31 protein-coding genes are annotated in these 26,562 nt (G+C 33.5%); 12 read left to right on the top strand and 19 right to left on the bottom strand.

What is annotated here, in order from left to right; translation table 11 throughout:
• Positions 1 to 25: 25 nt before the first annotated feature.
• From ACNQGD_RS01355 to ACNQGD_RS01305, 11 genes are all read right to left on the bottom strand, one after another.
• On the bottom strand, positions 26 to 313 hold the full coding sequence (locus ACNQGD_RS01355) for a heavy metal-binding domain-containing protein (RefSeq protein ID WP_417998044.1): 288 nt from the start codon (positions 311 to 313) through the stop codon (positions 26 to 28).
• Between the two features lie 261 nt (positions 314 to 574).
• Complete coding sequence (locus ACNQGD_RS01350; RefSeq protein ID WP_417998043.1) at positions 575 to 1,042, bottom strand: heme-binding domain-containing protein; 468 nt, start codon at positions 1,040 to 1,042, stop codon at positions 575 to 577.
• Position 1,043: 1 nt separating this feature from the next.
• A complete protein-coding gene (locus ACNQGD_RS01345) occupies positions 1,044 to 1,760 on the bottom strand; it encodes a DUF3347 domain-containing protein (protein WP_417998042.1) in 717 nt (238 codons plus the stop codon).
• Between the two features lie 36 nt (positions 1,761 to 1,796).
• The gene (locus ACNQGD_RS01340; protein ID WP_417998041.1) at positions 1,797 to 2,606 is read right to left on the bottom strand and encodes a hypothetical protein; all 810 of its coding nucleotides are present in this window, start codon (positions 2,604 to 2,606) and stop codon (positions 1,797 to 1,799) included.
• A gap of 1 nt (position 2,607) precedes the next feature.
• A complete protein-coding gene (locus ACNQGD_RS01335) occupies positions 2,608 to 3,135 on the bottom strand; it encodes a heavy-metal-associated domain-containing protein (protein ID WP_417998040.1) in 528 nt (175 codons plus the stop codon).
• Between the two features lie 5 nt (positions 3,136 to 3,140).
• The gene (locus tag ACNQGD_RS01330) at positions 3,141 to 3,608 is read right to left on the bottom strand and encodes a TlpA family protein disulfide reductase (RefSeq protein ID WP_417998039.1); all 468 of its coding nucleotides are present in this window, start codon (positions 3,606 to 3,608) and stop codon (positions 3,141 to 3,143) included.
• Positions 3,609 to 3,616: 8 nt separating this feature from the next.
• Positions 3,617 to 4,492 carry a DUF3347 domain-containing protein gene (locus ACNQGD_RS01325; protein ID WP_417998038.1) on the bottom strand — a complete coding sequence of 292 codons (876 nt, stop codon included), beginning with the start codon at positions 4,490 to 4,492 and terminating at the stop codon, positions 3,617 to 3,619.
• Between the two features lie 151 nt (positions 4,493 to 4,643).
• Positions 4,644 to 5,015 carry a hypothetical protein gene (locus tag ACNQGD_RS01320; RefSeq protein WP_417995958.1) on the bottom strand — a complete coding sequence of 124 codons (372 nt, stop codon included), beginning with the start codon at positions 5,013 to 5,015 and terminating at the stop codon, positions 4,644 to 4,646.
• 87 nt (positions 5,016 to 5,102) lie between these two features.
• Positions 5,103 to 5,447, bottom strand: coding sequence for a phage holin family protein (locus ACNQGD_RS01315; protein WP_131990228.1), 345 nt, complete (start codon positions 5,445 to 5,447; stop codon positions 5,103 to 5,105).
• A 54-nt stretch (positions 5,448 to 5,501) separates the two neighbouring features.
• Complete coding sequence (locus ACNQGD_RS01310; RefSeq protein WP_417998037.1) at positions 5,502 to 6,260, bottom strand: alpha/beta fold hydrolase; 759 nt, start codon at positions 6,258 to 6,260, stop codon at positions 5,502 to 5,504.
• Between the two features lie 106 nt (positions 6,261 to 6,366).
• Positions 6,367 to 7,080, bottom strand: coding sequence for a pyridoxine 5'-phosphate synthase (locus tag ACNQGD_RS01305; RefSeq protein ID WP_417998036.1), 714 nt, complete (start codon positions 7,078 to 7,080; stop codon positions 6,367 to 6,369).
• A gap of 114 nt (positions 7,081 to 7,194) precedes the next feature.
• Here ACNQGD_RS01305 and ACNQGD_RS01300 point away from each other — a divergent pair, with 114 nt between their 5' ends.
• From ACNQGD_RS01300 to murI, 8 genes are all read left to right on the top strand, one after another.
• Positions 7,195 to 7,854 carry a CBS domain-containing protein gene (locus tag ACNQGD_RS01300; protein ID WP_417998035.1) on the top strand — a complete coding sequence of 220 codons (660 nt, stop codon included), beginning with the start codon at positions 7,195 to 7,197 and terminating at the stop codon, positions 7,852 to 7,854.
• Between the two features lie 77 nt (positions 7,855 to 7,931).
• Positions 7,932 to 8,816, top strand: a complete 885-nt coding sequence (locus ACNQGD_RS01295) for an NAD kinase (RefSeq protein ID WP_417993410.1) — start codon at positions 7,932 to 7,934, stop codon at positions 8,814 to 8,816.
• A gap of 168 nt (positions 8,817 to 8,984) precedes the next feature.
• Positions 8,985 to 9,668 carry a type IX secretion system protein PorG gene (porG, locus tag ACNQGD_RS01290; RefSeq protein WP_417998034.1) on the top strand — a complete coding sequence of 228 codons (684 nt, stop codon included), beginning with the start codon at positions 8,985 to 8,987 and terminating at the stop codon, positions 9,666 to 9,668.
• Positions 9,669 to 9,672: 4 nt separating this feature from the next.
• Entirely contained in the window at positions 9,673 to 10,413 is a 741-nt protein-coding gene (locus ACNQGD_RS01285; RefSeq protein ID WP_417995953.1) for an isoprenyl transferase, read from the top strand.
• Positions 10,346 to 13,075 carry a BamA/OMP85 family outer membrane protein gene (locus tag ACNQGD_RS01280; protein ID WP_417998033.1) on the top strand — a complete coding sequence of 910 codons (2,730 nt, stop codon included), beginning with the start codon at positions 10,346 to 10,348 and terminating at the stop codon, positions 13,073 to 13,075. The genes ACNQGD_RS01285 and ACNQGD_RS01280 overlap by 68 nt, the downstream gene beginning before the upstream one ends.
• A gap of 37 nt (positions 13,076 to 13,112) precedes the next feature.
• Positions 13,113 to 14,132 (top strand): OmpH/Skp family outer membrane protein, encoded by a 1,020-nt coding sequence (locus tag ACNQGD_RS01275; protein ID WP_417993406.1) that lies wholly within the window; start codon positions 13,113 to 13,115, stop codon positions 14,130 to 14,132.
• A gap of 21 nt (positions 14,133 to 14,153) precedes the next feature.
• Entirely contained in the window at positions 14,154 to 14,654 is a 501-nt protein-coding gene (locus ACNQGD_RS01270) for an OmpH/Skp family outer membrane protein (RefSeq protein ID WP_417995950.1), read from the top strand.
• Positions 14,655 to 14,763: 109 nt separating this feature from the next.
• Positions 14,764 to 15,543, top strand: coding sequence for a glutamate racemase (murI, locus tag ACNQGD_RS01265; protein WP_417998032.1), 780 nt, complete (start codon positions 14,764 to 14,766; stop codon positions 15,541 to 15,543).
• An 11-nt stretch (positions 15,544 to 15,554) separates the two neighbouring features.
• On the opposite strand, the gene ACNQGD_RS01260 is transcribed toward murI, so the two are convergent.
• On the bottom strand, positions 15,555 to 16,073 hold the full coding sequence (locus ACNQGD_RS01260; RefSeq protein ID WP_417998031.1) for a gamma carbonic anhydrase family protein: 519 nt from the start codon (positions 16,071 to 16,073) through the stop codon (positions 15,555 to 15,557).
• A 15-nt stretch (positions 16,074 to 16,088) separates the two neighbouring features.
• Complete coding sequence (locus ACNQGD_RS01255; RefSeq protein ID WP_417998030.1) at positions 16,089 to 17,087, bottom strand: PorP/SprF family type IX secretion system membrane protein; 999 nt, start codon at positions 17,085 to 17,087, stop codon at positions 16,089 to 16,091.
• A gap of 168 nt (positions 17,088 to 17,255) precedes the next feature.
• Between ACNQGD_RS01255 and ACNQGD_RS01250 the strand changes: the two genes are divergently transcribed.
• From ACNQGD_RS01250 to ACNQGD_RS01235, 4 genes are all read left to right on the top strand, one after another.
• Entirely contained in the window at positions 17,256 to 18,155 is a 900-nt protein-coding gene (locus ACNQGD_RS01250; RefSeq protein WP_417998029.1) for a NifU family protein, read from the top strand.
• Between the two features lie 119 nt (positions 18,156 to 18,274).
• Positions 18,275 to 18,475 carry a dodecin family protein gene (locus tag ACNQGD_RS01245; protein ID WP_417993400.1) on the top strand — a complete coding sequence of 67 codons (201 nt, stop codon included), beginning with the start codon at positions 18,275 to 18,277 and terminating at the stop codon, positions 18,473 to 18,475.
• Between the two features lie 322 nt (positions 18,476 to 18,797).
• Entirely contained in the window at positions 18,798 to 19,307 is a 510-nt protein-coding gene (locus ACNQGD_RS01240; RefSeq protein WP_417995945.1) for a YtxH domain-containing protein, read from the top strand.
• An 81-nt stretch (positions 19,308 to 19,388) separates the two neighbouring features.
• The gene (locus tag ACNQGD_RS01235) at positions 19,389 to 20,216 is read left to right on the top strand and encodes a mechanosensitive ion channel family protein (RefSeq protein WP_417993398.1); all 828 of its coding nucleotides are present in this window, start codon (positions 19,389 to 19,391) and stop codon (positions 20,214 to 20,216) included.
• A 10-nt stretch (positions 20,217 to 20,226) separates the two neighbouring features.
• On the opposite strand, the gene tsaB is transcribed toward ACNQGD_RS01235, so the two are convergent.
• The 6 genes from tsaB to ACNQGD_RS01205 all read right to left on the bottom strand — a co-directional run bounded on the left by tsaB (position 20,227) and on the right by ACNQGD_RS01205 (position 26,561).
• A complete protein-coding gene (gene tsaB / locus ACNQGD_RS01230; RefSeq protein ID WP_417998028.1) occupies positions 20,227 to 20,895 on the bottom strand; it encodes a tRNA (adenosine(37)-N6)-threonylcarbamoyltransferase complex dimerization subunit type 1 TsaB in 669 nt (222 codons plus the stop codon).
• 51 nt (positions 20,896 to 20,946) lie between these two features.
• A complete protein-coding gene (locus tag ACNQGD_RS01225; RefSeq protein ID WP_417998027.1) occupies positions 20,947 to 21,366 on the bottom strand; it encodes a hypothetical protein in 420 nt (139 codons plus the stop codon).
• 15 nt (positions 21,367 to 21,381) lie between these two features.
• Entirely contained in the window at positions 21,382 to 22,677 is a 1,296-nt protein-coding gene (locus ACNQGD_RS01220) for an efflux RND transporter periplasmic adaptor subunit (RefSeq protein WP_417998026.1), read from the bottom strand.
• 6 nt (positions 22,678 to 22,683) lie between these two features.
• Positions 22,684 to 24,054 (bottom strand): TolC family protein, encoded by a 1,371-nt coding sequence (locus ACNQGD_RS01215; protein WP_417998025.1) that lies wholly within the window; start codon positions 24,052 to 24,054, stop codon positions 22,684 to 22,686.
• An 82-nt stretch (positions 24,055 to 24,136) separates the two neighbouring features.
• Positions 24,137 to 25,252: an efflux RND transporter periplasmic adaptor subunit gene (locus ACNQGD_RS01210; RefSeq protein ID WP_417993394.1), complete on the bottom strand. Its 1,116-nt coding sequence runs from the start codon at positions 25,250 to 25,252 to the stop codon at positions 24,137 to 24,139.
• A 43-nt stretch (positions 25,253 to 25,295) separates the two neighbouring features.
• A complete protein-coding gene (locus tag ACNQGD_RS01205) occupies positions 25,296 to 26,561 on the bottom strand; it encodes an ABC transporter permease (RefSeq protein WP_417998024.1) in 1,266 nt (421 codons plus the stop codon).
• Between the last annotated feature and the right edge of the window lies 1 nt (position 26,562).

Below are 26,562 nucleotides of genomic sequence, written 5' to 3'. Positions count from 1 at the left end.
TGATTCGATTAAATACGTTGTAGCGTTATTTTTTTGCTTCAGTTACAGGAACAGGCTCTGTTAATTTCATTCCGCATTTTGAACATTTATCATTTAGATTACCTTGAACTTCAGGATGCATCGAACAGGCATAGGTTTTAGCATTATTTTTCAATTCTATTGAATCATTGCTCATCTTAGTACCATCAGAACTCTTCATTGTTGAAGTATCGTCCATCATAATAGAATCATTTGTTGAATTTTCTTTGTTCTTTTGGTTACAAGAAACCATTACTACAGCCGCCATTAGGGCTAAAAAAAATAATTTTTTCATTGTTTTAATTTATTAATTGCAGATTAATTTCTGCATTATAAAATTACAAAAAACAGTCTCCAAACCCTTGTAGTTTTGTCTATATAAATTATATAATTTACTAATTATCAATTAAAAAAAAGGTTTTTTTGGACCTCTATGTATCCTTGCAGAAACAACGATTTCAATTTAATTGAAGAATGACCGGTTTTATAGTCATCACTTTGATGTTATACAATTCTATTTCTTTTGACTTAGAGTTTAAAAGTTATGCTTCTCTTACTATTCATTGTTTGAACTGCCAATCGTTTTATCAATCCAATCCACTACTTCATTTTTTTGCTTAGATGATAGTTTTGCATTTTTATGAAATAACGTATACGAAACCAAAGGCATTTCGTTGGATTTTATTTGTTTTACAATTGCATCTAATTTGTTTTCCTGCTTTCGCTTGGAGTATGTGCCAAACTCATTAAAATTCAAATTTTCTTTCCCTTCCTTGATATGTTTTTCCATTAAAAAACGTACTGGCTGAACATAAGAATAAAAAGGATAATCGGTATTATTACTATGACAATCATAACAAGATGTTCTTAATATTGTTGCCACATTATTAGGCACATCATACGCTTTTGTAAAATCGACAGTCATGTCTTGCTCGGGATTCACATTTCGAACCGGTTGATACAGTTGCATCAATAAAAAAATAATTAATGCTACAAAAAATATTTTCTTGATGCTTTTTTCCATCTTACAACGCTTTTCTCATTGAACCACAAGTTAGCATCTCCGAACCATAATACGGGTTTTTTATGTCCCTGATTTCACTTATCCAAATAGCTCCTTTACCCTCATTTGCCATAGGACAAAAATCCTGATACAATTTTTGATCGGTGCCAAAAGTTTTTATTAAATCATTTACATCTTTACTCAACATTACGAAATGCTCTCTTTGGTGGTCAATTTTACCAACGTTATCACCAATATGTTTTGCATGCTCTTTTGCATCATCAGCAATATTAAGATATTCAGCCTTTAATTTTGGATCTATACTACTGGCATTTATACTATTCAAAGTAGCATATAATTCTTTTCCATCGGTGGCTGCTCCTTTCGAATCATCTTTCGCTAATGCATTTTTAATTTGTAAATAATCTTTTACTATTTCATTAATTGTAAATGAAGATTGTGTCACTGTTGAAGTTTTTGTATCTGCATTGGATTCCTTTTTAGCGGATACAGTGCTTTGCAAATCTGAATCTTGTGCCGCTTTCTGGGTGAGTTCCATTCCACATTTAGAACATTCAGCTCCTTTTACACCTGTAATCTCAGGATGCATTGAACACGCATACATTTCCGATGTAGTTTGGCTAGTCCCTGATTTAACATCTTTAATTTCTTTATTTTTCTGGTCACAAGAAACTAAAACTAATGCCAGTGTTACGATTGATACTATTATATTTTTCATTTAATAAATTTATTAACTATTTAATTATTGTGTGTTTTATTGTGAAACATTAAAAAAGGTATATTCCAGTTTTAAATAAAATCCATTAGGATCCGATCGAAGCATCGAACTATACAGTTCCTTTTTATAGGCCACATCCACTCTTGCCTGACTGTTAATTATAAACTGTATGGAGGGTACTACATCAAGAAAGGACCGTCCATTGTCCGATAATGTTTGCCCCACAAACTCCACCATTGCATTCACGTTCGTTTGTTTGAAACTGGTATATTTCTTTGGATACATCAACCTTCCAAATGAAAGCGAATAGTTTATAGCATTACTGCTCTGAAACAAGGGAAAATTGTAATCCGGTTTATTGTCTAATGCTTTCTCAAAGCTGATTGTAGAACTAATCGCTGTTTTTTTGATTAATTGAGTAAAAATCAAACCCGTTTCATAACCCGAATTATTCCCCATTGTTTCAATTTCTTCTTGGCGAATAATCGAATTATTCCGGCTGTACCTTCCAAAAACTGCCATTCGAAAATGACTCTGGATATCATCAACAGAAAAAAAGCGGTACTTAGCATACAAACTGCCACCTTCGGCAGTAAATTGATTACTACTGTTGCTTAAATATGCAGCTGCATGGACCATTAAATTTCTATTTACTCCCCACATTATTTCTGGCGATACTTGGTAACCATAGCCGGACCGGAAATTCTCTTTCATAAATGACTGTCCTAATCGTATTCCTACAGAACCTGTTGGCATATTACTTGCCGGTTCAGTAACAACAAATAACTCTTGTGCCTGTACTTGAAAAGCAAACAGGAACAGGAAAATAAAACGCAAATAATTCATATTAGATTGTTTTCAAATGGAAGTCGTTTTCATTTCCTGCAGCATAACTGGCATATTTTGAAAATGATTTCTCTAATTTTTTATACTCTTTTTGGGTTACATACCCTTTGTCTAAGACTTGCACTCTAGTTGTTTCACTCCCTATTTTTGATTTAGAATCAACAAAAATAAACGTTGCATTTTCTTTTTTAACGACAAGGTTATCTTCAATTTTTAAATTGTCAAAGACCATTGTCAAGACCATCGAACCTATAAAGAAACCTGCCTTTTCCACACTGTTTTTTAATACTTTTGGGCTTAAGGAATTGTTTTTCTTTAAAACAACGGTGAATGTATTGGTATTTAAATCAGTAGCAACGCTCTCGACTTCGGGCATGGCTTTCAATTGTTTGTTTATTGCATTAGAACACATTGAACAGGTCAATCCAGTGGCAATTATTTCGGCTTTTGCGATTTGAGAATAGGATTTTAGGCCGGTAATCAAAACGAAACAAGCTATCAGGATGAATTTTAAATTTATATTTTTCATGTTCTTTATTTTTTTATTTGTGCTATTATTTCTTCCTCTGTCGGATTGATCGCTACTAATTTACCCGATGCATCAAACAAATACGAATTAGGCAATTCTTCTACTCCAAAAAGTACTGCTGATGCAGCATCAAAACCTTTGGCATCAATCAATTGCTCATACATCAATTTATCTTTTTGAATAGCGTTTCTCCATTTTGTTGTATCGGTATCAAGTGAAATGCCAACAATTTCAAAATTTTCATTTTTATGTGAATTATAAAAAGGAACTAACTTTTTATTAGCCAATCTACAGGGTGCACACCAAGATGCCCAAAAATCAATCAAGACCGTTTTCCCTTTCATAGAAGTCAAACTTATTGTGGTCTCCTTATTATTAAGCTGTAAATCTGGCATATTAGCCCCAATTTTTAGTTGAGCAGTCGCAGTTGAAACACTAACTATTAAACTGAATAGCAAAATTGTATTTTTCATTGAAATAATTATTGAATGGTCTCCACCGTTTTTCCACAAGTCATCATTTGAGAACCGTAATAAGGATTCTTAACTGCATTCTCTTTACTCAACCAGTTGGCCCCTTTCCCTCCATTAGCCATGGGACAAAATTGAAGATACACAGGCATTTCATATTTAGCCACTTTTAGCAATTCATACATCGATTTTGAAAAAGGAATAAAAAACTCTCTTTGGAGTTTGATATCTTCTGTCACAGAAATATTTCTGGTATTGGCCATTACACTTTTCATTTCTTTCATCCAAACCATATGAACATCCATTGCAAGTTCCTCCATTTTCACTTCATTTAAGGCAGTCAAAACATCTTTCGCTACTGTTGAAGCAGCTTTACCATCTGTTTTTACCAATGCATCTTTCAATACAAAATAGGCATCAAAAACAACTTTTAATTTAGTATCTACTTGATCTTTTACCACTGCAACAGTAGTAGTACTCGCGTGGTTTGCATGCATTTGTGTAGCTGTACTTTCTCTTTTAATTTCTGGTGTAGCGGCTACTTTAGCTTCTCTTTCATATTGACAACATCCATGTAAAGTATCATAAACAGCATCCGGAGCAAGAAATTTTTCACTGTCGTAGCCTGCTAAAGCAATGCGTTTCAAGATTTCGTCCTGACTTGTTTTTGTGGGATCGTACGTAAGTATTGCCATTTTAGTGTCTTTATTCCAGGCTACTTTGGCACGGTTTTTAAAATTTCCAGCAGTTTCGATCGTTGTTTTACACATGTCACAGTTTCCGTATATTTTTACCGTTTCTGTAGTAGCATTTTTAATCTGCGCGCTTGCGCCTGTAACTGATAGCAATAGTACTATTGCCATCAATATTCTTTTTATTGAGTTCATTGTATCGTAATTTGGAAGTGAGTCAGTCACAAAAAACATTAAAAAAATAGCACTTTATACTATGTTTTAAATGAATGTGACTTAAAAATTAATGATTGTAAAGCATATAATGCTTTGAAGCAGACAGTTTTTTGGCTGTCACAGAAGGAATTTAGCTTATTTTAGGTGGAAGCCAAATAAAACGGAAATCGGAAGAAATAAAGATTTCTGAGTAATAATAATTTTGCTTTTCAGTAGAAAAACTAAAGAGTTCGGTATTCAATTCGGTATAAAACAACGCAGTCATACCTAAATAAACGGTTGAACTGCTGCAAGTAACACTTTTACAAGCGCCATTACAACCTTCATGAGACTTGTCTTTTGAAGACTGTTCTTTTTTACAACATTCTTTTTTATCCTTTTTTGAAGAGGATTCTTTTTTGCAACAGGCCTTCTCTGTTTTTGTTCCACATGCAAAAGCTACGCTCGGTGTCATAAAGAAACCAAGCATAACTAATAGCACTATGTAAAACTTTTTCGACATTGTTTATCTTATATAGAAGTACAAAGGTATTAAATTAACAAATAGTGTAATTTAATTCACTCACAAATACATGTTAAAAACAATTCCTTATTTTCCTTCGCCTAATATTCCATTCATTATAGACTGTAATACTGACAAGATAATACTAAAAAATAAGGCAGTCCAAAACGTATCTACGCTAAATCCGCCTACAATTTTTGTACACAACAAAATCATCAGTGCATTGATTACTAATAAAAACAATCCTAAAGTAATAATTGTAACCGGCAATGTAAGTATTACCAATATTGGTTTGATAAAAATATTAAGCAACCCTAGAACAATTGCAACGATTAATGCTGTTGTAAATCCTGCAACGCGAACACCCGGCATAAAATTCGCAATTAGCAATACTAAGCCCGAAGTGATAAGAATTTTGATCAGTAAATTCATGGATTTTTATTTTAAAATTTTAATAAATGTAGTGAAAATTTAAAATTATCACCTTCATTTCAAAAAAGAACTTGCTTTTTGGTAAAACTCAGTTGGGTTTTCGGCATGAAGCCAATGCCCTACATTCGGAATCGTTTCGATGCTTGAATCAGGAAAATGTTGTTTTATATTCTCGAAATCACTGTCCAGAATATAATTTGATTTTCCTCCACGAATAAACAATGTCGATTTCTCGAAAATGGAATTCTCCGGTAAAGGAATTCCTATTTCAACCATTTTATGATTAAATACTGCCAAATTAAATCGGAACGCGAGTTGCCCCGGCTCTAACCAAAATAAATTTTTCATTAAGAATTGTCTGGTTCCAAAATCAGGAATATACTTTTCCATAATTTCTTCGACATTACCTCGGCTTGGTTTTTTTGAAAAATCAACGGCGTTCAATCCCGCCAAAATATCCTGATGGTGTTGCGGATAAAATTTTGGTCCAATATCAGCCACAATTAATTTTCCCACTAATTCAGGATGTGTCATTGCTAAAAGCATCGCTACTTTACCGCCCATAGAATGACCAATGATGTTGATGTTTTCTAAATTATGAGCTTGACAATACTCGTAAACATCCTGCACCATAATTTCATAACTGAAATTTTCTGAATGTAAACTGCGTCCGTGGTTGCGTAAATCGAGAATATGAACTTGAAAATCAGTTGCGAACTGCGTTCCGAGTGTTTTCCAATTATCTGACATTCCCAGAAATCCGTGGAGAATTAAAAGTGGTTGCCCTGAGCCTTCTATTTTTGAGAAAAGCATACGATTTTAGATTTTAACGTTTTAATTTAAATTACAAACCATTAAGAAATTAAGGTCATTAAGCTTTTGACTTAATCCTTCTTAATTTCACAATGGTTTAAAAAAACTATTTTAATTTTTGCAAATACATGTTCACCACATTATCCAAACCCAAATAAATAGCTTCGGAAATTAACGCGTGACCAATAGAAACTTCGAGTAGTCCCGGAATGTTTTGTTTAAAAAACTGAATGTTGTCCAAACTCAAATCGTGACCTGCGTTGATTCCTAATCCAAGTTCGTTTGCCAAAATGGCTGATTGTGTGTACGGTAAAATTCCGTTTTGATTTCCTAAACTGTATTGATGTGCAAATGCTTCGGTGTACAACTCGATTCTTTCAGTTCCAATTTTTTTAGCGCCTTCAATCATTTCGAGAACTGGATCTACAAAAATAGACGTTCGGATTCCGTTGCGTTGAAATTCCTGAACGATTTCGGTTAAATAAGAAGCATGTTTTATGGTGTCCCAACCTGCATTAGAGGTTATGGCATCGATTGCATCTGGCACCAAAGTCACTTGAGTCGGTTTTATTTCCAGAACAAGATCGATAAAGGTTTTTTCTGGATTTCCTTCAATATTATATTCGGTGTAAACGATTGCCTTTAAATCTCGGGCATCTTGATAGCGGATGTGACGCTCATCCGGGCGGGGATGGATGGTAATTCCTTCGGCACCAAACTTCTGAATATCGGTGGCTACTTTTAATAAATCGGGAACATTTCCTCCGCGAGCATTTCGCAAAGTAGCTATTTTATTGATGTTTACACTTAACTTTGTCATTGGAACACTTTTTGATTTTGATACTAGTATTTACTTGGAACAAAAATACAAAGTAAAAGGTAGGAGATTTTGCTTATTTTTGATTATTTTGCATGAAATATTGCCGACTGATTTATGACAGAAATTACAGAATATATTACCAATGACTTTAAAGCGATTGACAGCCTCGATTCTGTTGCTGCTGTTCAAGACTTTTTTAGCGAATTACACTTTTCACATTTTCCAATTGTTGAAGAGGGAGTTTACATTGGCAGCATTGCCTCCGAAGACATAGAAACCTTTGACAGTCATAAAAAAGTGGCTGATTATCGATTTACTCTTGAGGGCTTTTTTACCAGAACAAATACGATGTGGCTGGATGTTTTGGAAGTTTTTGCAAAAAATCACACTAATTTAGTTCCTGTTTTGGACGAAAACAACACCTATGTTGGGTATTATGAAATTGAGGACATCATGAAATTTTTTCATGAAACACCCTTTTTAAAAGAGCCAGGCGGAATCATTGTTGTTAAAAAAGGAGTTTTGGATTATTCTATGAGTCAAATCACTCAAATTATAGAAAGCAATAACGGAAAACTTTTAGGGTTGTTTATTTCTGAAGCAGATATTGATAGTGTTGAAGTTACTTTGAAAATAACTTTAGGCGCGATGAATGAGATCATCCAAACTTTTAGAAGATACAATTATGAAATCATTTCAGAGCATCAAGAAGACAATTATATCAATAATTTAAAAGAGCGTTCTGACTATTTAGACAAATACCTTAATATATAGTTTTCGTTTAACCGATTATTTTTTTAATCGATTAAATGCTAAAATAAACATATCAACATTAAACGATTAAACAAAAGATGAAAGTAGCTATCTACGGTCAATATTATCAAAACAGTACAGAACCCATCATAAATGACATCTTTGTTTTTTTTAACAAAAACAATGTAGAGATGATTATTGAATCTCATTTTTTGTTGATGCTTAATGAGCGGAAGATTGTAGAAAAAAAATACAAAACGTTCACATCTCATACGGAACTCGACTCCAGTTTTGACATGCTGATCAGCATCGGTGGAGACGGAACTATCCTTAGAGCCGCAACATTAGTCAGAGATTCTGGCATACCAATTCTAGGAATAAATGCGGGAAGATTAGGTTTCTTAGCTTCTGTACAAAAAGAGAATATTGCATCTTTTATGCAATTTGTCATCGATAAAAAATATACGATTTCTAAAAGAGCTTTACTGAGCTTAACATGTACTCCACCGAACGAATCTATTGACGCAATTAATTTTGCCATGAATGAAATTACGGTCAGTCGAAAAGATACCACTTCGATGATCACAATTGACACGTACTTGAACGACGAATATTTGAATTCCTATTGGGCTGACGGCCTTATCATCTCGACACCCACAGGATCTACAGGATATTCCCTGAGCTGCGGCGGTCCTATTTTGACACCTGACGTAAAAAGTCTCGTTATTACTCCTATTGCTCCGCACAATCTTACCGCAAGACCACTTGTGGTTCCAGATGAAACTGAAATTCGTTTAAAAGTTTCGGGAAGAGAAGAATACTATTTAATCTCCTTAGATTCCAGAGTTACTTCCGTAAAAAACGAATCGATTCTGACTTTAAAGAAAACTCCTTTTCAAATTAATATGGTCGAAATTCCCGGAGAAACATTTTTGAAAACACTTCGCAACAAACTACTTTGGGGAGAAGACAAAAGAAATTAAATCATTTTGATCAAGCGCTATACGATTCTATCAATTTTCCCCGTTTTAGTAAAACTAATACTTAATTAGTGTGCGTTTAGTAGTTAATTATTAAAAAAACACACATTTAACTGAATGGGTATTGAATCGAATTGATAATTATTATATTTGCACGCAATTTTTGATTAAATGAACAAAATTTTTTATTTATTTTTTTGCTTTTTTCCTTTAATGGTCACCAATGCTCAGATACATGAGGTTGGTGTTTTTATAGGCGGAAGTAATTTTATAGGAGATGTTGGCCCTACTACTTATGTTTCGCCAAATGAACCCGCCTTTGGATTGCTATATAAATGGAATAAAAGCGCCAGACATGCGTATCGAATTTCGTACACGCAATCAAGAATCGTTTCAAATGATTTAGATTCAAAAGAAGCTGGCAGAAACCAAAGAGGCTATCGTTTTGAAAATAGCATAAAAGAAGTATCTTTAGGCCTTGAATTCAACTTTTTTGATTTTAATCTTCATGAATCCAGTACTAAAATCACTCCTTATGTGCATTCTGGCATAAGTTATTTTAGACATGATGAATTGTATGTATCGAACGGAGAAACTTACACAGTTGAAAACACAAGTTCATTTGCAATACCAATGACTGTAGGAATAAAATCAAACATTAGCCCTAGTTTGATATTGGCTGCAGAAGTTGGCGCAAGATATACTTTGACAGATAACATCGACGGGAGTAATTCAGAAAACAAAAATTTGGAATCGCTCCGATTTGGAAATATAAATAATAATGATTGGTATGTTTTTTCAGGAGTTACTTTAACTTATACCTTTGGGAATAAACCCTGTTATTGTGCAGAATAAAAAAATGAATTTACTAGAGACGATCAACAAGAACAACTTGCCAAAACATGTAGCCATCATAATGGATGGCAATGGCCGTTGGGCAAAACAACAGGGATTTTTAAGAGCTTTAGGCCACGAAAGCGGAACAAAATCAGTCAAAGTAATAATCGAAGCCAGTGCTAAACTCGGCATCGAATTTCTTACTTTATATGCTTTTTCGACTGAAAATTGGAACCGACCAAAATTAGAAGTTGAAACTTTAATGAAAGTGCTAATCAATTCCTTGAAAAAAGAACTTGTAACACTCCAAAAAAACAACATCAAACTCAATGCTATTGGTAATTTAGAAAAATTACCTAAATCAGCACAAAAAGAACTACTTGATGTTATTGATAAAACGAAAGACAACACACAAATGACATTGACACTGGCGCTAAGCTATGGTTCAAGGGAAGAAATTGTTACAGCTGTAAAAAACATTTGCAGTAAAGTTAAAAATAATATAATTTCAATAGACACTATTGACGATTCCATTATTAATGAGCATCTTTACACGCAAAATTTACCGGACGTAGATTTATTAATACGAACAAGTGGAGAACATAGGATAAGTAACTTTTTGTTGTGGCAGATTGCCTATTCAGAATTATATTTTACTGATGTATTGTGGCCAGACTTTAAAGAACAAGATTTATATGAGGCTATCATTAGTTATCAAAAAAGAGAACGTAGATTTGGAAAAACAAGTGAACAAATTAAATAATTTTTTAGTGTTAAATAAAAGCATAAAAATAGTCTTTACCGTTTTGATTTTTGGAAGTTTTACACAAGTTAAAGCTCAAGAAAGAGTTCCTTTTGATCAAGGAAAAAAATACATTTTAGCCGATGTAGCCGTGGTTGGAGACATCAGTTTCAACTCTCAAACCGTAGTAACTTTCTCTGGTTTACAAAAAGGACAAGAAATAACAATTCCTGGTGAAGAAATTAGTGCTGCTATAAAAAAACTTGGAAAGCTGGGTCTCTTTGATGAAATTTCATTTTATATAAATAAAGTGCAAAATGACAGTATTTATCTTGATTTGAATATTGTAGAGTTGCCCAAATTAAACCAAGTAAAATTTGTAGGCGTTAAGAAAACGAAGACCGAAGCTTTAATAAAAGACAACAGTCTGAATAAAGGCAAAGTAGTTAATGAAAACTTGATTACCACTGCAAAAAACTACATAGAAAATAAATATAAAAAAGACGGTTATTACAATACAAAAGTAAATATAAACACTGTTAAAGATACATCTACAATCAATTCAGTAAACATGCTTGTCAATATTGACAAGGGCGATAAAGTAAAAATTCAAAAAATTGATTTTGTAGGAAACACAAAAATGTCTGACAAAGCATTACGTAAAGCGATGAAAGACACAAAACAAAAGAATTTTATTCGAGTCTTGAAAGCATCTAAATTTATAAAAGAGAAATACAAAACTGATTTAGAAAAAGTAATTTCGGCTTATAAAGAAAAAGGATACAGAGACGCCAGAATACTTTCGGATTCCGTTACTTTTGACAAAGAAAAGAATGCTTTATCTATTAAAATAAATGTAGAGGAAGGAAATAAATATTACTTTGGAGACATTAAATTTTTAGGAAATACAGTATACACTGATCAAGGATTAAGCCGCATATTAGGGGTTAAAAAAGGGGAAACTTATAATGGTGTTTTGCTGCAAAAAAGAATTGCGGATGCGTCTAAACCTGATGGTGAAGATATTGACAACTTGTATAAAAACAGTGGTTATTTGTTTTCCAATATAAATGCAGTTGAGGTAAGAACGGCCAATGACACTATTGATTTTGAAATACGAATCACTGAAGGACCAATTGCTTATTTTAACAAAATTACGGTGGTTGGAAATGACAAAACTAATGACCGCGTAATTTATCGTGAATTAAGAACAAAGCCAGGAGAGAAATATAGCAAAGAAGAATTGGTAAGAACCATTCGTGAAATTGGACAACTAGGATTTTTTGATCCAGAAGCGATTGATCCGAAGTTCAAAAATGTGGATTCTGGAGCAGGAACTGTAGATATTGAATACAATCTTGTAGAAAAAGGTTCCAGCCAAATTGAACTTCAAGGTGGTTATGGAGGTGGTGGCTTCATTGGTACTCTTGGGCTGTCTTTCAACAACTTTTCTGCACGAAATATTCTTAATAAAGATGCTTATAAACCATTACCAATGGGAGATGGTCAAAAAGTCTCTTTGCGTTTGCAAGCCAGTACATTTTTTCAAACCTATAGTGTTTCCTTTTCAGAACCTTGGTTTGGCGGAAAAAAACCGGTACAGTTTAGTACTTCTTTATCGTACAGCAAACAATTTTTAAATAATTTCATTACACAGAGAGCCGATAAAACCAAAAGTTTTAACATCATGACGTTGTCTGTTGGTCTAGCAAAAAGGCTGACTGTTCCAGATGATTTCTTTGTATTGTCACAATCGTTAAGTTACCAACATTATGATTTAAATAATTACAATACCGGATTATTTACCTTTGGAGATGGAACATCCAGAAACATGGCTTACACCATAGGGTTAACACGAAGCAATAAGGGTGTAAATCCAATATTCCCAATGTACGGATCGGAGTTTAGTATTTCAGCTAAATTAACCCCTCCTTATTCCTTACTAAACGGGGTTAATTATTCAACCTTAGGAGATAAAGAAGAATACAAATTAAAAAACACTGTTGACCGCTTAAATGTTCCAGATGCAAATGGGAACATTGTGCAGATAGGAGATTATATTGATACCAATGGGAACAAAGTAACGGACTTCAATCTTGCTGCAACAAATGTCAGTAAAGTAGATCAAGAGCGTTTTAAATGGTTGGAATATTATAAAATAAAGTTTAAAGCAGACTGGTATACAAAAATTTATGGTAAATTAGTACTAAGAACTTTAACTGAATTTGGGTTCCTTGGAGCATACAATCAAGAAAGAGGAGTTGTGCCTTTTGAGCGTTTCTATCTTGGTGGTGACGGACTGGCAAATTATTCTATGGATGGTAGAGAAACAGTACAGCTGAGAGGATATCCTAACAACTCATTAACACCCGTAAATGCGGCAGGGGAACAAATTGGAGCTACTGTTTTTAATAAATTCTCAATGGAATTACGTTATCCGATAACGTTAAAATCATCGGCATCAATTTACGCATTGGCTTTTATGGAAGCAGGATCATCATTCCGTGATTTCAAAAGCTATAATCCTTTTGCCTTAAATCGCTCTGCTGGAGTTGGATTACGTGTATTTATGCCCGCATTTGGTTTGTTGGGAATTGATTTTGGTCACGGTTTTGACACATTGCCAGGACAATCAAAAGCGAATGGATGGGAAACCCATTTTATCATTGGGCAACAATTCTAAAAAAAATTGATTTTAAATTTTCTAATACAGAAACGTTATGAGAAAACAATTTTTATATCTATTTTTAGCGTTAGTCGTTGTACATACAATTGACGCACAAACCAGAGGAACCAAGCTAGGCTACATTGATATGGAATACATATTACAAAATGTACCTGATTATACGGAAGCAAAGACTCAATTAGAGCAAAAAGCTGAAAAATGGAAACTGGAAATCGATACTAAGAAAATTGAAATCAATAAATTGAAGGAAGCCTTAAAAGCCGAAAGGGCTTTATTGACAAAAGAGTTAATTGACGAGAGAGAAACAGAAATTAATTTTCTTGAAAACGAAAACTTGCAATACCAACAAAAAAGATTTGGTGCCAATGGGGATTTGATGATACAAAAATCTGTTTTGGTAAAACCAATACAAGATCAAGTTTTTACTGCAGTTCAAGATATTGCAGAACGATTAAAATATGATTTTATCTTTGACAAAACTTCCGACTTGACTATGCTATTTGCTGCAAAAAGATTTGATATGAGCGATCAAATTTTACGCACATTAAACAGGTCCGAAAAAAGAGAACAGTTGACTAAAAAACAACTAAAAGAAGAACAAGCAAAAGAAATCAAAGAAGATGCACTAGATGAAAATCCAGCATTGGTAGACAGACAAAAACTCTTGGATGATAAAAAAGCTACCAGAGATAAAATACTTGCTGATAGAAAATTACTTCAAGAGCAAAAGAAAAAAGAATTTGATGATAAAAGACAACAAATTATAGCCGAAAGAGAGGCTAAAAAAAATGGCACGGTTTCTGCAAATATTAAAACAGTCAGCACCGAGAAAGTTACAAGTAACGACCCGGCCAAAGATAGTACTAAGCTAGCGGTTGAAGACGCTAAACAAAAACAAGCAGTTGCAAGAGCGAAAACAGTAGAAGATCGTAAGAAAATTTTAGAGGACCGTAAGAAAGCATTAGACGAGAAAAGAAAAAAAATACTGGAAGACAGAGAAGTTATTAGGAAAGCTAAAGAAGAAAAATTAAAAGAAAATACAAACAAAAATTAATTATTAAATATTTTAAAAACGATGAAACAAATTAAAACTCTATTTATTGCTGCACTTTTTATTTTAGGAGCACACCAAACAATTAATGCACAAGCAAAAACTGCTCATGTTGATGTAAGTGAAATTATGACAAAAATGCCTGCAGTGTTAGATGCTCAAAAACAATTGGATAAATTGAGTACTACTTATGATGCTGACTACAAAAAAATGGTTGAAGAATACCAAGGAAAATTGAAAAAATACGAAGCTGAAGCTGCAACAGTTACTGAAGCTATAAATGGTGAGCGTTCTAAAGAAGTTCAAGATATGCAAAAAAGAATTGTTGACTTTAGAGATAATGCTCAAAAAGAATTGCAACAAAAAGAATCTGATATTATGAAACCACTAATGGAAAAAGTAAGAGCTTCTATTCAAAAAGTAGGAAAAGCTAAAGGATTCCAATATGTTCTTGATGGTTCTAGCCTTTTACTTGCAGATGGTCCAAACTTGACTATGGATGTAAAAAAAGATTTAGGTTTCTAAAAAAAATAGATAATCGTACAAAACTGCTCATCCTTCTCTTAGGTTTGAGCAGTTTTTTGTTTAAAATAAACTCTAGGAAATTCAAATTCGAGCATGTAACTTTGTTTTTATGAACAACAACAATCAACCAATAGGAATTTTTGACTCCGGAATTGGCGGAACTTCCATTTGGAAAGCTATCCATCAATTACTGCCCAATGAAAAAACCATATATCTGGCAGATAGTAAAAATGCCCCTTATGGACAAAAATCTAAAGAAGAGATTGTTGCATTGAGCATGAAAAATACTGACTTCCTTCTGGAGATGAACTGCAAATTAATTGTGATAGCTTGCAATACAGCCACCACTAATGCAATCCAAGAATTAAGAGCAAAATATGACATTCCGTTTATAGGTATTGAACCCGCAATTAAACCCGCTGTAACACATTCAAAAACACAAATAATAGGAATCCTAGCAACACTAGGAACTTTGAATAGTGAGCTTTTTAACAAGACTACAGAAAAGTACCAAGACACAAAGATAATTGAGCAAGTAGGACACGGATTAGTGCAACTAATTGAGAACGGAGATATCAATTCACCAGAGATGACTAAACTGCTTCACTCCTACCTGACTCCAATGATTGAAGCCAACATTGATTATTTAGTATTAGGTTGCAGCCACTATCCTTATCTGATTCCGCAAATCAAAAAAATTATTCCAGAACACATTCAAATTATAGATTCTGGTGAGGCTGTTGCTAAACAAACACAGAATATATTGCGAGACAAAGTAGGTTTTTCATCGGCAGAAAAGAGTGAACCTATTTTTTACACGAATAGAAATCCGAAAGTTTTGTCTGAAATTTTAGAAAATAAATATAGGGTTGACGAAATAGAATTTTAAACTAAACTTACTCACTCTTCTTCCTTAAACCAACTCGAATACATCACGTAATTATTCGAAATGCGTTCGATTTCTCCAGCAAAATCAGATTGATCAATATCTTTCACTTTTTTAGCAGGAACTCCAGCCCAGATTGACCCTGATGCTACAACTGTGTTTTGAGTGATAACGGCACCGGCAGCCACAATAGAATTACTTTCGATCACGCAATTATCCATAACAATGGCTCCCATTCCTATCAGCACATTATCGTGAACTGTACAACCATGTACAATAGCATTATGACCGATGGAAACGTTATTTCCTATAATTGTTGGGTGTTTTTTGTAGGTACAATGAATTACTGCTCCATCTTGAATGTTTACTTTATTGCCAATTTTGATGTGATTTACATCCCCTCTAATTACGGCATTGAACCAAACACTACAATTTTCGCCAAACGAAACATCGCCAACAATGGTCGCATTTTCGGAAACATAACAATCTTCAGGAATTGAAGGAGACTTACCGTTTACAGATTTAATTAGCATGGGAAAGGATAAATATTAATTAATTGCAGGACAGTTACAATCGTATTTCACAGGTTTACAGAATAAATCGATTCCTAAAGTAATTTGATGATAACCTCCATTATCGAATTTAACAGCTCCCGTTAGTTGAGAATATGTATAAGCAAACATAAATTTGTCAAAGTTTACACCTACTATTGGAGTAATATATTGCAACTTTTGTTTGGAAACCGAATTTCCATCGATATATTCTGCACCATCAAAACTTCTTCTATAGGACAATCCGCCCCAAAGCTTTCCAAAATCTAACGTTTTATAGGCTTTTAAATTAATGTCAATCGATTTTTCTTTGGTTTGATCCACCATTTGAAATAAAATAGAAGGTTCCCATAATATTCTGTCTCTGTTACCAAAGATATAACCGGCGCTCAATAAGTACTTTCTTAAATTATCACTTTCATACTCCGTGTAAATATCTCTTCTGGTCTCTATGGCATTTTTTACTGTAGCATGAGCATAAAAATCTAAGTAGTTGTAGGATGCTCCTATATCCACATTAAAATAAGAGTCTTTTTGTACGACAGTTCCATCAATAATAGGATCAAAATCACCAGACTGAAGAAATTCCGTTTCGTCTAATTGACTTTGAATTAGTCCGGCACTTATTCCAAAAGACAATTGGTTTAAATCTATTTCATTTCTCGAAAACATTAAATGGTAGGCATAACTAAATTTGACACCTTTTTGGGAATGATATCCGTTTTTATCATTGAAAACTATAATTCCAGCACCCGCTTTTTCCCCTACTCTTCCATTAAAACTTAATGTTTGAAGCTCTGGAGCATCTTCCTGATCAAACCATTGTTTACGACCTGTCAACCTAATTTTGGCACAATTTGATGCACCCGCCATGGAAGGATGAATTAAGTAATAATTGTCTGAAAGATAATCGGAATAAACAGGAATTCCTTCCTGTGAAAAGGAATAAAAAGATGTAAAAAAAAGAACCGATAAAAATTTAATTTTATTATACATTTAATTACTTTTTAATAAGAATGAATAATTCTAAATCAATAAAAGTTTTGTAGGAACAAAGGCAAACAGCTTATATAAAATTAAACTAAAGTTAATTTATTCATTAAAAATTCAAATATAGTTATTCGTAGAAAATAACTTTAGTAAATTTGTAAAAATTTAAAAGTCATGAACAAAGTTAGCATAAAAGAAACACAAAACCCAACTATATTAAAGTTTGAATTTCAGGATTTTATAACCCAAAATGAAAGTTTTGAATTCAAAAACATTGATGAGGCCAAAACATCGCCATTAGCGCAACAATTATTTTACTTACCCTTTGTAAAAACAATTTACATCTCTGGAAATTTTATAGCAGTCGAGAAATATAATATTGTTGAATGGGATGATGTCAAAGATGCCGTAGCAGAGCAAATGGAAACATTTGTAAACAATGGCGGAACGATCATTACTATTGACGAAAACAAAACCAAAAAACAGCCCGTGACCGTTTATGGAGAAACCACTCCAAATCCAGCTGCATTGAAATTTGTAGTGAGCAAAATGTTGACTAAAAACGCTATCGAATTCAAAAATATTGATCAAACTGGTGCCTCTCCATTAGCAAAAGAACTTTTTAAATTTCCTTATGTGAAAGAGATTTTCATTGATGAAAACTACATCTCAGTAACTAAATATGAAATTAATGAATGGCAGGAAATAACATTAGAATTAAGAAGCTTCATTAAGCAATATATAGAAAATGGAGGAATAGTCCTAGATGAAAATTTCATTCAAGCAGTTACCGCTAAAGAGGATACAAAAGCAAAAGAGTTTGATAATCTGGATGTGACTTCACAACAAATTATCAACATATTAGAGGAGTATGTAAAACCCGCAGTACAAGCTGATGGTGGAAATATTGCATTCGATTCGTATAATGAAGCTGACAAAACCGTAAAAGTAATCCTTCAAGGAGCTTGCAGCGGTTGCCCTTCATCAACATTTACGTTAAAAAGTGGTATCGAAAACATGTTGAAAAGCATGTTGAACGACGAGGAAATTAAAGTGGAAGCCGTGAACGCATAAACAAAAAAAAATACTTATTTAATTGACAATACTATAGTTACACTAAAATAATTGCCGTTTTAAATTAAAATTTTAAATAAAATAGGTACATTTAATCTTTAACTTAACAAATAGAAATTATGTCAGTATTAAAAGTAATTGAAGTGCTTTCCAGTTCAGATATAAGTTGGGAAGATGCAGCTCGAAAAGGAGTTGCAAAGGCGGCTAAAACCATAAACCACATACGTTCTGTGTACATTAAAGACCACAGTGCAGCCATAAGTGGAGGTGAAATCACAGAATACAGAGTAAATCTAAAATTAACTTTCGAACTCGAATAGATTAATTTGACCGATTCATTTAAGCGTTCGTCATGGCGAACGCTTTTTTTTATTTTTAGAGGTTATTACAGTTATTCGTTGCACTACTTTCCGGCGTCAGTTATCCGTCTGCATTCTTAAACTGGTTGGTCTTGGCTGGAACCAAAAAACATCAAGTCTTCCTTTTTTATTTGTACGTCAAATTCACAAACGTTGTTTTACGTTTGTCAAAACAGGACGTAGTGGATGTCAAATACTGATTTTCAGCAAATTATTAATGGTTTAATAAAGTAAACCTAGAAAAAAATGTTTAATATTGTAGGACTAATCAAATAAAAATACCATGGGACTATCTTCATTTTTTAAAAATTTATTTGGCTCAGCCAAAGAAACTGCCAGCGAATTAGCTGACAAAGCCGAAACTACTTTTGAGCAAGCAAAAGAAACTGCTGCACCATACCTAGAAAAAGCAGAAATATTTGCAGAAGAAACATTTGAAAAAGCAAAAGAAACAGCAACTCCTTACCTTGAAAAAGCCGAAACTTTTGTAGAAGAAACATTTGAAAAAGTAAAAGAAACTGCAGCTCCAATTATAGATAAAGTAGGAGGTTTTGCTGGTCATGCAAAAGAAACTGTCACTGAATATTCTGAGAAAACAATAGAATCTGTAAAAGAAAAAACGGCTACAGCAACAGAAAAAGTCGAAGAAATAGCCAGTGAAACAAAAACTATAGCTACTGACGCTGTCGAAACTGTTTCTGAAAAAACAAGGTCTTTAGCAAATGAAGGTGATGCCGACACTACTGAAACCGCTAAAAAAACTATAAATAAAATAGAAGAAGACGCAGATTAATTTATAAAAAAATAATTTATTTGTATTTTTGCACTTCAAACTTAACCTTCTCTTTTGAGAAGGTTTTTTATTAGACAAAAAATGAACTTAAATCCAAATCAGTTAACGGATTATGCCAATACATTTATAGCCGTATTGATTGATTATTCGCCAAAAATTATTTCTGCCTTTCTCATTTTATTTGTTGGCCTTTATGTCATTCGGCTTATCAATAGATTCATTAGAAGACTAATGATAAAAAGAGATTTAGATCCTACCTTGACAAAGTTCCTTGCCGATATCCTACTTTGGGTTTTCAGAGTACTGCTTTTTGTGACTTTCATTTCAAAACTAGGAATAGAAACTTCGTCATTTGTTGCTATTCTGGGCGCCATGGGACTTGCTGTAGGTTTATCACTTCAAGGTTCGTTATCAAATTTTGCAGGTGGTATGCTGATTATTCTCTTCAAACCTTTCAAGGTACATGATACCATTGAAGCACAAGGAGTAATTGGAACCGTAAGTGAAATACAAATATTTGTAACTAAATTAATTACAGCAAATAATCAAACTATTTTTGTGCCCAATGGAGCTTTATCAAATGGAAACATTACCAATTATTCTTTACAAAAAATTAGAAGAGCCGATTTGACTATCGCAATTTCCTATGATACGGATATTAAAAAAGTGAAAGAAATAATTACTGCCATTTTAAAAAACAATCCAAAAGTACTTCAAACTCCTGCTGCCGAAGTTTCTGTAAAAAACTTAACAGACAATGCTATTCAGCTTGCGGTGAGGCCATGGGCAAATAATGAAGATTATGCTATCGTCTTCTCTGAAACTTTAGAAAGCTGCAAACTTGCATTTGATACTGCCGGGATAGTCATACAGCCATACATAAGAGAATCATCCCAAGATAATTCTTAATCTAAATATATTACTTCTTTGAAGTCGTAATCATAAAGTCTTTCAAATAATATGGTTCAAAATAAGCGACATCCACAGTGTCGTTTATTTTGAATTTTTCAAAACTTATCGCACTCATTTCTTTGGCAGAAGGATATACAATTTCGTCAAGGAAAACATAATTTTCTTTGGTCAAAACTGCCTGGCATTTTTCAGCACAATCACCAACAAAATAAAGCGTTTCCTCCAAATCCTCAAAGGAATTCTCCGTAATTATTTCGGCAAGAACTTCTCTTTTTCGCTCATAATTTGGGGTAAAAACAGCGCTATACACTTCCATTCTTCGAGCGTCAATCATAGGAATAATTAATCCGCTGGAAATGGTCACTTGTGATGCCAAAGCTTGTAGCGTATCAACAGCAATTAATGGAATATCCAGTGCGTAACACAGTCCTTTGGCTGCCGAAACGCCTATTCGCAATCCGGTATAGGAACCCGGACCTTGACTCACTGCGATGGCAGATAAATCATTGAGCGTAATTCCCGCCTCTTTTATAATTTCCTCAATAAAAACATGAAGTCGTTCTGCATGAGAATATCCTTCTTCGGCAATTTCTTTGCATACAATTGTTTTTCCGCCTTTTGCAAGAGCAACAGAACAGTTTTTTGTAGCGGTTTCGATGTTGAGAATGTAAGACAAAGCGTTTAAAGTTTAAGGTTTAAAGTTCCTCTCGAAATCTTTAAATTTGTTTTATTTTTCAATTACAAAATTCGCATTATTTTTTTTATTTCCAATTACAAATAAAATTGGAAACAATAAAGTGATAACAATTGGAATACTAATTTTTGTGTTCAGATAAAAATAACTATAAAAGAAAAACAAGATAATAAAAACCGAAAATCCTATTGTAACTCCTTTTAATAATTCCAAAGAAACATTTGGCTTAATATAAAAGCGTTCCAATGTATCTGTTTTTACAACTATTTCATTTTCTACTAAATAATCATCACACTGTATTGCAATAATATGTTTTCCAGCTTCAAGAGATAGCATTTTTTTTGAATTTAATAATGTTAGAACTCCTTGGCTAGTACCATCTACTTCAATAGTATATTTTCTCTTTTTATAAAAAATATCTTTTCTAATTTCAATCAATATATTATTTACCATCCTTTTTGGATTTTATTACTTCTTAACATCCTTATCCGTTTTTAGCGTTACCTTATCTCCAGAATTTAAGTCCTTAGAAACGGTACTGTAAGGTCCGGTTATAACAACATCTCCTTTTTTAAGACCTGTTAAAACCTCAATATTTGTATCGTCTTGAATTCCTGTTTTGATAATTCTAATTTTAGCTTTATCACCTACTTTTACAAATACACATTCAAATTTCTTATCACTTTTTGGAGCAGCTCCTTTTTGCTCCTCATTAGGATCTTCCACTTTAATTTCTTTTACAGCCGTCGTATCTGATTTTACCACAACGGAACTAATTGGGACAGACAATACATTCGTTTTTGTTTGTGTAATGATATCAACTGTTGCAGTCATACCCGGTCTAAAGGGAGAATAGGTATCCAGTTTTCCCTCTAATAAATCTTGATACGATTCTTTAAGAATTCTTACCTTGACTTTAAAATTAGTTACCTGATCTGCAGTCAAAGCTGAACTTGCTGAATTAGAAATACTGGTTACTGTTCCTTTAAATTGTTTTTTTAGATAAGCATCAACTTCAACATTAGCATCATCACCTACTTTTATTTTTACAATATCATTTTCATTGACATCCACTTCCACTTCCATATTATTTAAGTTCGCTACTCTCAGAATCTCTGTTCCAGTCATTTGTTGCGTTCCTAAAACGCGCTCTCCCAATTCTACGTTTAACATAGAAATTGTTCCATCCGCCGGTGCATAGATTGTAGTACGACCTAAATTATCTTTGGCTTCGTTTACAGTAGCCGAAGCACTTTGAACATTAAAATAAGCCGTTTGCTTAGCCGCTTTAGCCACTTCATAAGAGGCAACTGCTTTATCCCAATCTGACTTTGAAATAATTCCTTTTTCGAATAATGTTTTATTTCTGTCGTAACTTAATTTAGATTCTCTGAACGAAGCATCAGCCTGACTCAAATTTGCTCTGGTTCCTGATAAATTTGAAACCGAACGATTGTATCCGGAAGTGTACAAATCTGGGTTTATTTTAACCAATAAATCTCCTTTCTTTACAACTTGTCCTTCTTTTACGTTTAAAGAAATAATTTCCCCTGATACTTCAGATGAAATTTTAACCTCAATTTCTGGTTGAATTTTCCCGGTAGCCGAAACCGTTTCAACAATAGTTACAGGAACAACTTGGGCGATTTCAACTTCTGTTCCTTTGTCCTTATTTCCGATAACCCCAGATTTTGAAAGCGCTATTAATGCCGCAATAAGTACTATTGCTCCACCTATTAGGATATAAATTGTTTTCTTTGACATGATAAATTAGTTTTTGATAAGTGGAATTCCAAAATAGAATTCTAATATTTTAATTTTAAAAATATAATCGTATTTCGTTCTAAGAACATCGGATTGTGCATTAGTAAGTAAGGTTTGTGATTGATTAAAATCAAAAGAATTCATCAAACCAACTGCGTATTTTTCTTTGGCATAATCATACGCTCCTTGTCTCGATTCAAGTGCTACAACCGAAGATTCATAAGCATTCAGCGCCCCTTTAGCATCAGCAAATGCAGTAAAAACATTTCTTTGTAAATCTAAATCCTGTTGCTCCACAGCAATTTTTGATCTTTCTAAACTTACTTTAGAACGCTCTACATTATTTCTTGCAGAAAATCCATTGAAGATAGGAATCGATAGCTGAGCACCAAAAGATTGCCCTTTATTATCACTAAATTGATTAAAAAATGGTGTCGGGCTTCTTGTACCAATTAAATTTCCCATACTGTCAAATGCAGGTACATCTGCATACGAAACTCTACTGTTAAAACTGTAAAACCCTTGTAAGGTAGGTTGAAAAGCTCCTTTAGCAATTTCTACATTTTTTTGTGCAATCTCTAAATTAGTTCTGGCAATTTTCAATTCAGTTCTGCCCTCTTTGGCTTTATCATAAATGGCCACTGGAGATTGTGCCATAATATTATTTTCATCTTTAACATCGGTATCATCAACAACATCAAAGTTTTCAAAGTCTTTTAGCTGTAATAATTGAGCCAAACTTAATTTTGAAATCAATAAAGCATTGTCAGCAGTAATAACATTTTGGTTATTTGACGCTACTGTAGCTTTTATGTCCAATAAATCACCACGAGGAATAGATCCCGCTTTAACTAATTCTTCTGAACGTGCATATTGTTTTTCATTAATTCCCAATTGTTCTTTTTGCACTTTTAAGTTTTCTTTATTAAAAAGTACCTGCAAAAAAGCGTTTGCAACATTCAATGCTACATCTTCCTGCATTTTCAACAACTGATATTTTGCAGCCACTATTGAAAGATTGGCTCTACGTAATGTATTTTGATTTTGCAAACCTTTGTAAATATCCACTCCCACATTTGCTCCAGCAGAGGTAAACTGTGTCGTTTGATTACGCAAAAGTCCGGTTGTAATATCCTGATTCAGACCAATATTCCAGGAATGAGAGGCACTGGCATTCAGCGAAGGAAGGAAATTGCCAATCGCTCCTTTTTTATCAATGGCCGCAGTTTTAGTCTCTAACTCGGATTGTTTGATAGAGATGTTATTTTGTACGGCATATTTTACGCATTCTTCCAGAGTCCATTTTTTGGATTGTGCCTGAGCGGACAAACCAAACAGCACGATAAAAAAGAAACTGATACAACTATTTTTTTTCATATATTTTGAATGAAAGTGTAGCAAAGGTACTACACATATTTAACATTTTTTTAAAAACTAAAATTCTTTTTTGAGGGTGTTTTTAAGGCTTTATTTCTTCACTTTTTAGACCTTGATTCCACACTTTAATTTTATCCGAAGCTTTAATACCGCTTTTTATTTCGACATAAATGCCATCACTGACACCCAAGACTAAATCTTTTCTGGTGAATTTTTGTACCCCGGTTTCAACCTCTACGTATGGTTTTTGTGTTTTTTTATCAAATTGAATCAAGGATTCTTTTATCGCTAAAACCTTATCCACTTTTTCTAAAATAATGGAAGCATTTGCACTTAACCCCGCTCTGATAAAAGTATCGTCTCTATTGCTTAAAGAGGCTTTTATTTCGAATTGAATCGCGCCATTTTCTGTTTTACCTTTTGGGGCAATATATTGCAGAACGGCATCAAATTTTTTGTTTTCAATAGCACCAACAGTAATTTCGATTGCTAATTTTTCTTTTATTTTACCTACTTCTGATTCGTCAATTTTTCCAACGAATATCATACGTCCAACATCGGCAACACTTGCTATTGTTGTCCCTTCATTAAAATTATTACTTTCAATTACTTGGTTCCCTACTTTTACAGGAACATCCAGCACCATTCCATTTACTGTAGAACGAATCAAAGTATTGGCATAGCTTCCCAGTCCTGAAGTTGTTCCTGTTTTCACAATGTCATATCCTTGTCTAGATGCGCTATAATTCTGTTTCGCTTGTTTATATGCTAATTGTGCCGCATCAAAATCATTGGCAGAAATAACACCTTTATCAAACAACGTTTTTTGTCTTAAAAAAACTTTCTCCTGATTGTCTAAAGCGATTTTGGATGTTTGAACCTGGTTTTGAGAATTACTCAAGTTAGAAACATTGGCAACAACTTTAATTTTTGCAATTAAATCACCCGCTTTTATATTTTCACCGGCCTTAATATAAACCGCTTCAATAATACCTGAAATATTAGGTTTGATAAGTACTTCTTCATCTGGAACAATATTACCAGTTGCAATGGTATTTTTCACAATCGTTTTTATTTCTGCCTTATCTGTTTCAAAAACAATTGGAGATTCCTGATTTTTGGCATACAAATAATACAAAGCACCAAAGAACACTAATGCGATTGTAATTAAAATAGTTACGGTTAATCCTTTTTTCATTTTGCTTATTGTTTAATCGATTATATAATTTTTGATTGCTATTTTATTCTGTTCTTAATGCGTCTACTGGCTTTACATTTATAGCTGTTTGAGCCGGAATCAATCCTGCTAATAAACCCGAACCAATGAGTATGAACAAAGCAATAAAAACGACGGTCAAATCCACACTTGGGTTGGCAAACATCATTCCTTCACTTGGCATAGATGCTAAAACCATATTGATGATTGCTAATAATCCTGTGGCCAATGCAATTCCAAACATTCCTGCTATAATAGTCAGAAAAATAGCTTCTGATAATATTTGGGAACGAATCGCACCCGGTGTTGCGCCTAAAGCTCTTCGAATTCCTATTTCTTTGGTACGCTCTTTAACAACAATCAACATGATATTAGAAATACCAATTACTCCCGAAAGCAATACTAGTGTACCTACAAAATAAGCAATGAATTTTAGAATAAGAAACAAGCCTTGTATTTTACTGAACTCCTGAAACAAATCAAAATTACCAATTGCCCTGTCATCTTGAGGATGTATTGAATGTCTGGATTTCATAAAGTCTAGAATTTTAGGCTTTAACTCAGTAATTGAAGCATCATCATTAGCTGTAAGCGCCATCCATCCTACTGTATCTCCATAATTAAAGGCTTGCTGAAAAGTAGTAAATGGCATAAAAATATTTTTTTGAGCAGATTCAGCATCACCATTATTTCTAGATTTTGAATTATAAACACCCACGACCATAAAATTCACACCATTAATCTTGATATAGGTTCCAATAACCTCTTCTGCTTTTTCATACATTTCGTTTATTACACCTTGGCCGATAACCGCAACTTTACGCTTTAATACAATATCTTGCGGATTCACAAAACGCCCTTCTATAATGTCCATTGATTCTTGCTTAATCAATTCCGGGTAATCTCCATAAATAGTATAAGCTGCCGTTTTTGTTCCTCTGACAACATTATTTGCTCCTTCATAACCACCCAATTCATTTCTGGGCGAAACGTATAATAAATCAGGAAAATTCTCTTTCAAAGCATTAATATCGGCATTTTTAAAATTGAATTGTCTCGTTGTAGGCAATCCTTTGAACGGTTTTGAAGTAGTTTGTGACCACATAAACATGGTGTTGGTTGCAATTCCGTCAAACCCTTTTTTAACGCCATTTTCCAATCCGTTTCCTGCGGCGAGTAATATTACCAAAATAAATATTCCCCAAAAAACCCCAAACGCAGTAAGAATCGTCCTGAAGGTATTCGCGGTTAAAGCCTCTAAAATCTCGTTCCATTTATCTCTGTCAAACATA

The organism is Flavobacterium glucosi (assembly GCF_048286535.1).
Lineage (GTDB): Bacteria > Bacteroidota > Bacteroidia > Flavobacteriales > Flavobacteriaceae > Flavobacterium.
The sequence above is the reverse complement of the archived record's forward strand: the minus strand, read 5'-3'. Positions and strand labels throughout refer to the sequence as shown.

Bases quoted from the DNA above. Each gene is read 5' to 3' on its own strand.
- ACNQGD_RS01325 (WP_417998038.1), bottom strand. From the start codon at position 4,492: ATGAACTCAATAAAAAGAATATTGATGGCAATAGTACTATTGCTATCA.
- ACNQGD_RS01355 (WP_417998044.1), bottom strand. From the start codon at position 313: ATGAAAAAATTATTTTTTTTAGCCCTAATGGCGGCTGTAGTAATGGTT.
- ACNQGD_RS01270 (WP_417995950.1), top strand. From the start codon at position 14,154: ATGAAACAAATTAAAACTCTATTTATTGCTGCACTTTTTATTTTAGGA.
- ACNQGD_RS01260 (WP_417998031.1), bottom strand. From the start codon at position 16,073: ATGCTAATTAAATCTGTAAACGGTAAGTCTCCTTCAATTCCTGAAGAT.
- ACNQGD_RS01340 (WP_417998041.1), bottom strand. From the start codon at position 2,606: ATGAATTATTTGCGTTTTATTTTCCTGTTCCTGTTTGCTTTTCAAGTA.
- ACNQGD_RS01225 (WP_417998027.1), bottom strand. From the start codon at position 21,366: ATGGTAAATAATATATTGATTGAAATTAGAAAAGATATTTTTTATAAA.
- ACNQGD_RS01310 (WP_417998037.1), bottom strand. From the start codon at position 6,260: ATGCTTTTCTCAAAAATAGAAGGCTCAGGGCAACCACTTTTAATTCTC.
- ACNQGD_RS01215 (WP_417998025.1), bottom strand. From the start codon at position 24,054: ATGAAAAAAAATAGTTGTATCAGTTTCTTTTTTATCGTGCTGTTTGGT.
- ACNQGD_RS01245 (WP_417993400.1), top strand. From the start codon at position 18,275: ATGTCAGTATTAAAAGTAATTGAAGTGCTTTCCAGTTCAGATATAAGT.
- ACNQGD_RS01210 (WP_417993394.1), bottom strand. From the start codon at position 25,252: ATGAAAAAAGGATTAACCGTAACTATTTTAATTACAATCGCATTAGTG.
- ACNQGD_RS01250 (WP_417998029.1), top strand. From the start codon at position 17,256: ATGAACAAAGTTAGCATAAAAGAAACACAAAACCCAACTATATTAAAG.
- ACNQGD_RS01235 (WP_417993398.1), top strand. From the start codon at position 19,389: ATGAACTTAAATCCAAATCAGTTAACGGATTATGCCAATACATTTATA.
- ACNQGD_RS01275 (WP_417993406.1), top strand. From the start codon at position 13,113: ATGAGAAAACAATTTTTATATCTATTTTTAGCGTTAGTCGTTGTACAT.
- ACNQGD_RS01335 (WP_417998040.1), bottom strand. From the start codon at position 3,135: ATGAAAAATATAAATTTAAAATTCATCCTGATAGCTTGTTTCGTTTTG.
- ACNQGD_RS01300 (WP_417998035.1), top strand. From the start codon at position 7,195: ATGACAGAAATTACAGAATATATTACCAATGACTTTAAAGCGATTGAC.
- ACNQGD_RS01280 (WP_417998033.1), top strand. From the start codon at position 10,346: ATGAGGCTATCATTAGTTATCAAAAAAGAGAACGTAGATTTGGAAAAA.
- ACNQGD_RS01205 (WP_417998024.1), bottom strand. From the start codon at position 26,561: ATGTTTGACAGAGATAAATGGAACGAGATTTTAGAGGCTTTAACCGCG.
- ACNQGD_RS01220 (WP_417998026.1), bottom strand. From the start codon at position 22,677: ATGTCAAAGAAAACAATTTATATCCTAATAGGTGGAGCAATAGTACTT.
- ACNQGD_RS01330 (WP_417998039.1), bottom strand. From the start codon at position 3,608: ATGAAAAATACAATTTTGCTATTCAGTTTAATAGTTAGTGTTTCAACT.
- ACNQGD_RS01320 (WP_417995958.1), bottom strand. From the start codon at position 5,015: ATGTCGAAAAAGTTTTACATAGTGCTATTAGTTATGCTTGGTTTCTTT.
- ACNQGD_RS01240 (WP_417995945.1), top strand. From the start codon at position 18,798: ATGGGACTATCTTCATTTTTTAAAAATTTATTTGGCTCAGCCAAAGAA.
- ACNQGD_RS01315 (WP_131990228.1), bottom strand. From the start codon at position 5,447: ATGAATTTACTGATCAAAATTCTTATCACTTCGGGCTTAGTATTGCTA.
- ACNQGD_RS01295 (WP_417993410.1), top strand. From the start codon at position 7,932: ATGAAAGTAGCTATCTACGGTCAATATTATCAAAACAGTACAGAACCC.
- murI (WP_417998032.1), top strand. From the start codon at position 14,764: ATGAACAACAACAATCAACCAATAGGAATTTTTGACTCCGGAATTGGC.
- ACNQGD_RS01285 (WP_417995953.1), top strand. From the start codon at position 9,673: ATGAATTTACTAGAGACGATCAACAAGAACAACTTGCCAAAACATGTA.
- ACNQGD_RS01255 (WP_417998030.1), bottom strand. From the start codon at position 17,087: ATGTATAATAAAATTAAATTTTTATCGGTTCTTTTTTTTACATCTTTT.
- ACNQGD_RS01345 (WP_417998042.1), bottom strand. From the start codon at position 1,760: ATGAAAAATATAATAGTATCAATCGTAACACTGGCATTAGTTTTAGTT.
- ACNQGD_RS01350 (WP_417998043.1), bottom strand. From the start codon at position 1,042: ATGGAAAAAAGCATCAAGAAAATATTTTTTGTAGCATTAATTATTTTT.
- porG (WP_417998034.1), top strand. From the start codon at position 8,985: ATGAACAAAATTTTTTATTTATTTTTTTGCTTTTTTCCTTTAATGGTC.
- ACNQGD_RS01305 (WP_417998036.1), bottom strand. From the start codon at position 7,080: ATGACAAAGTTAAGTGTAAACATCAATAAAATAGCTACTTTGCGAAAT.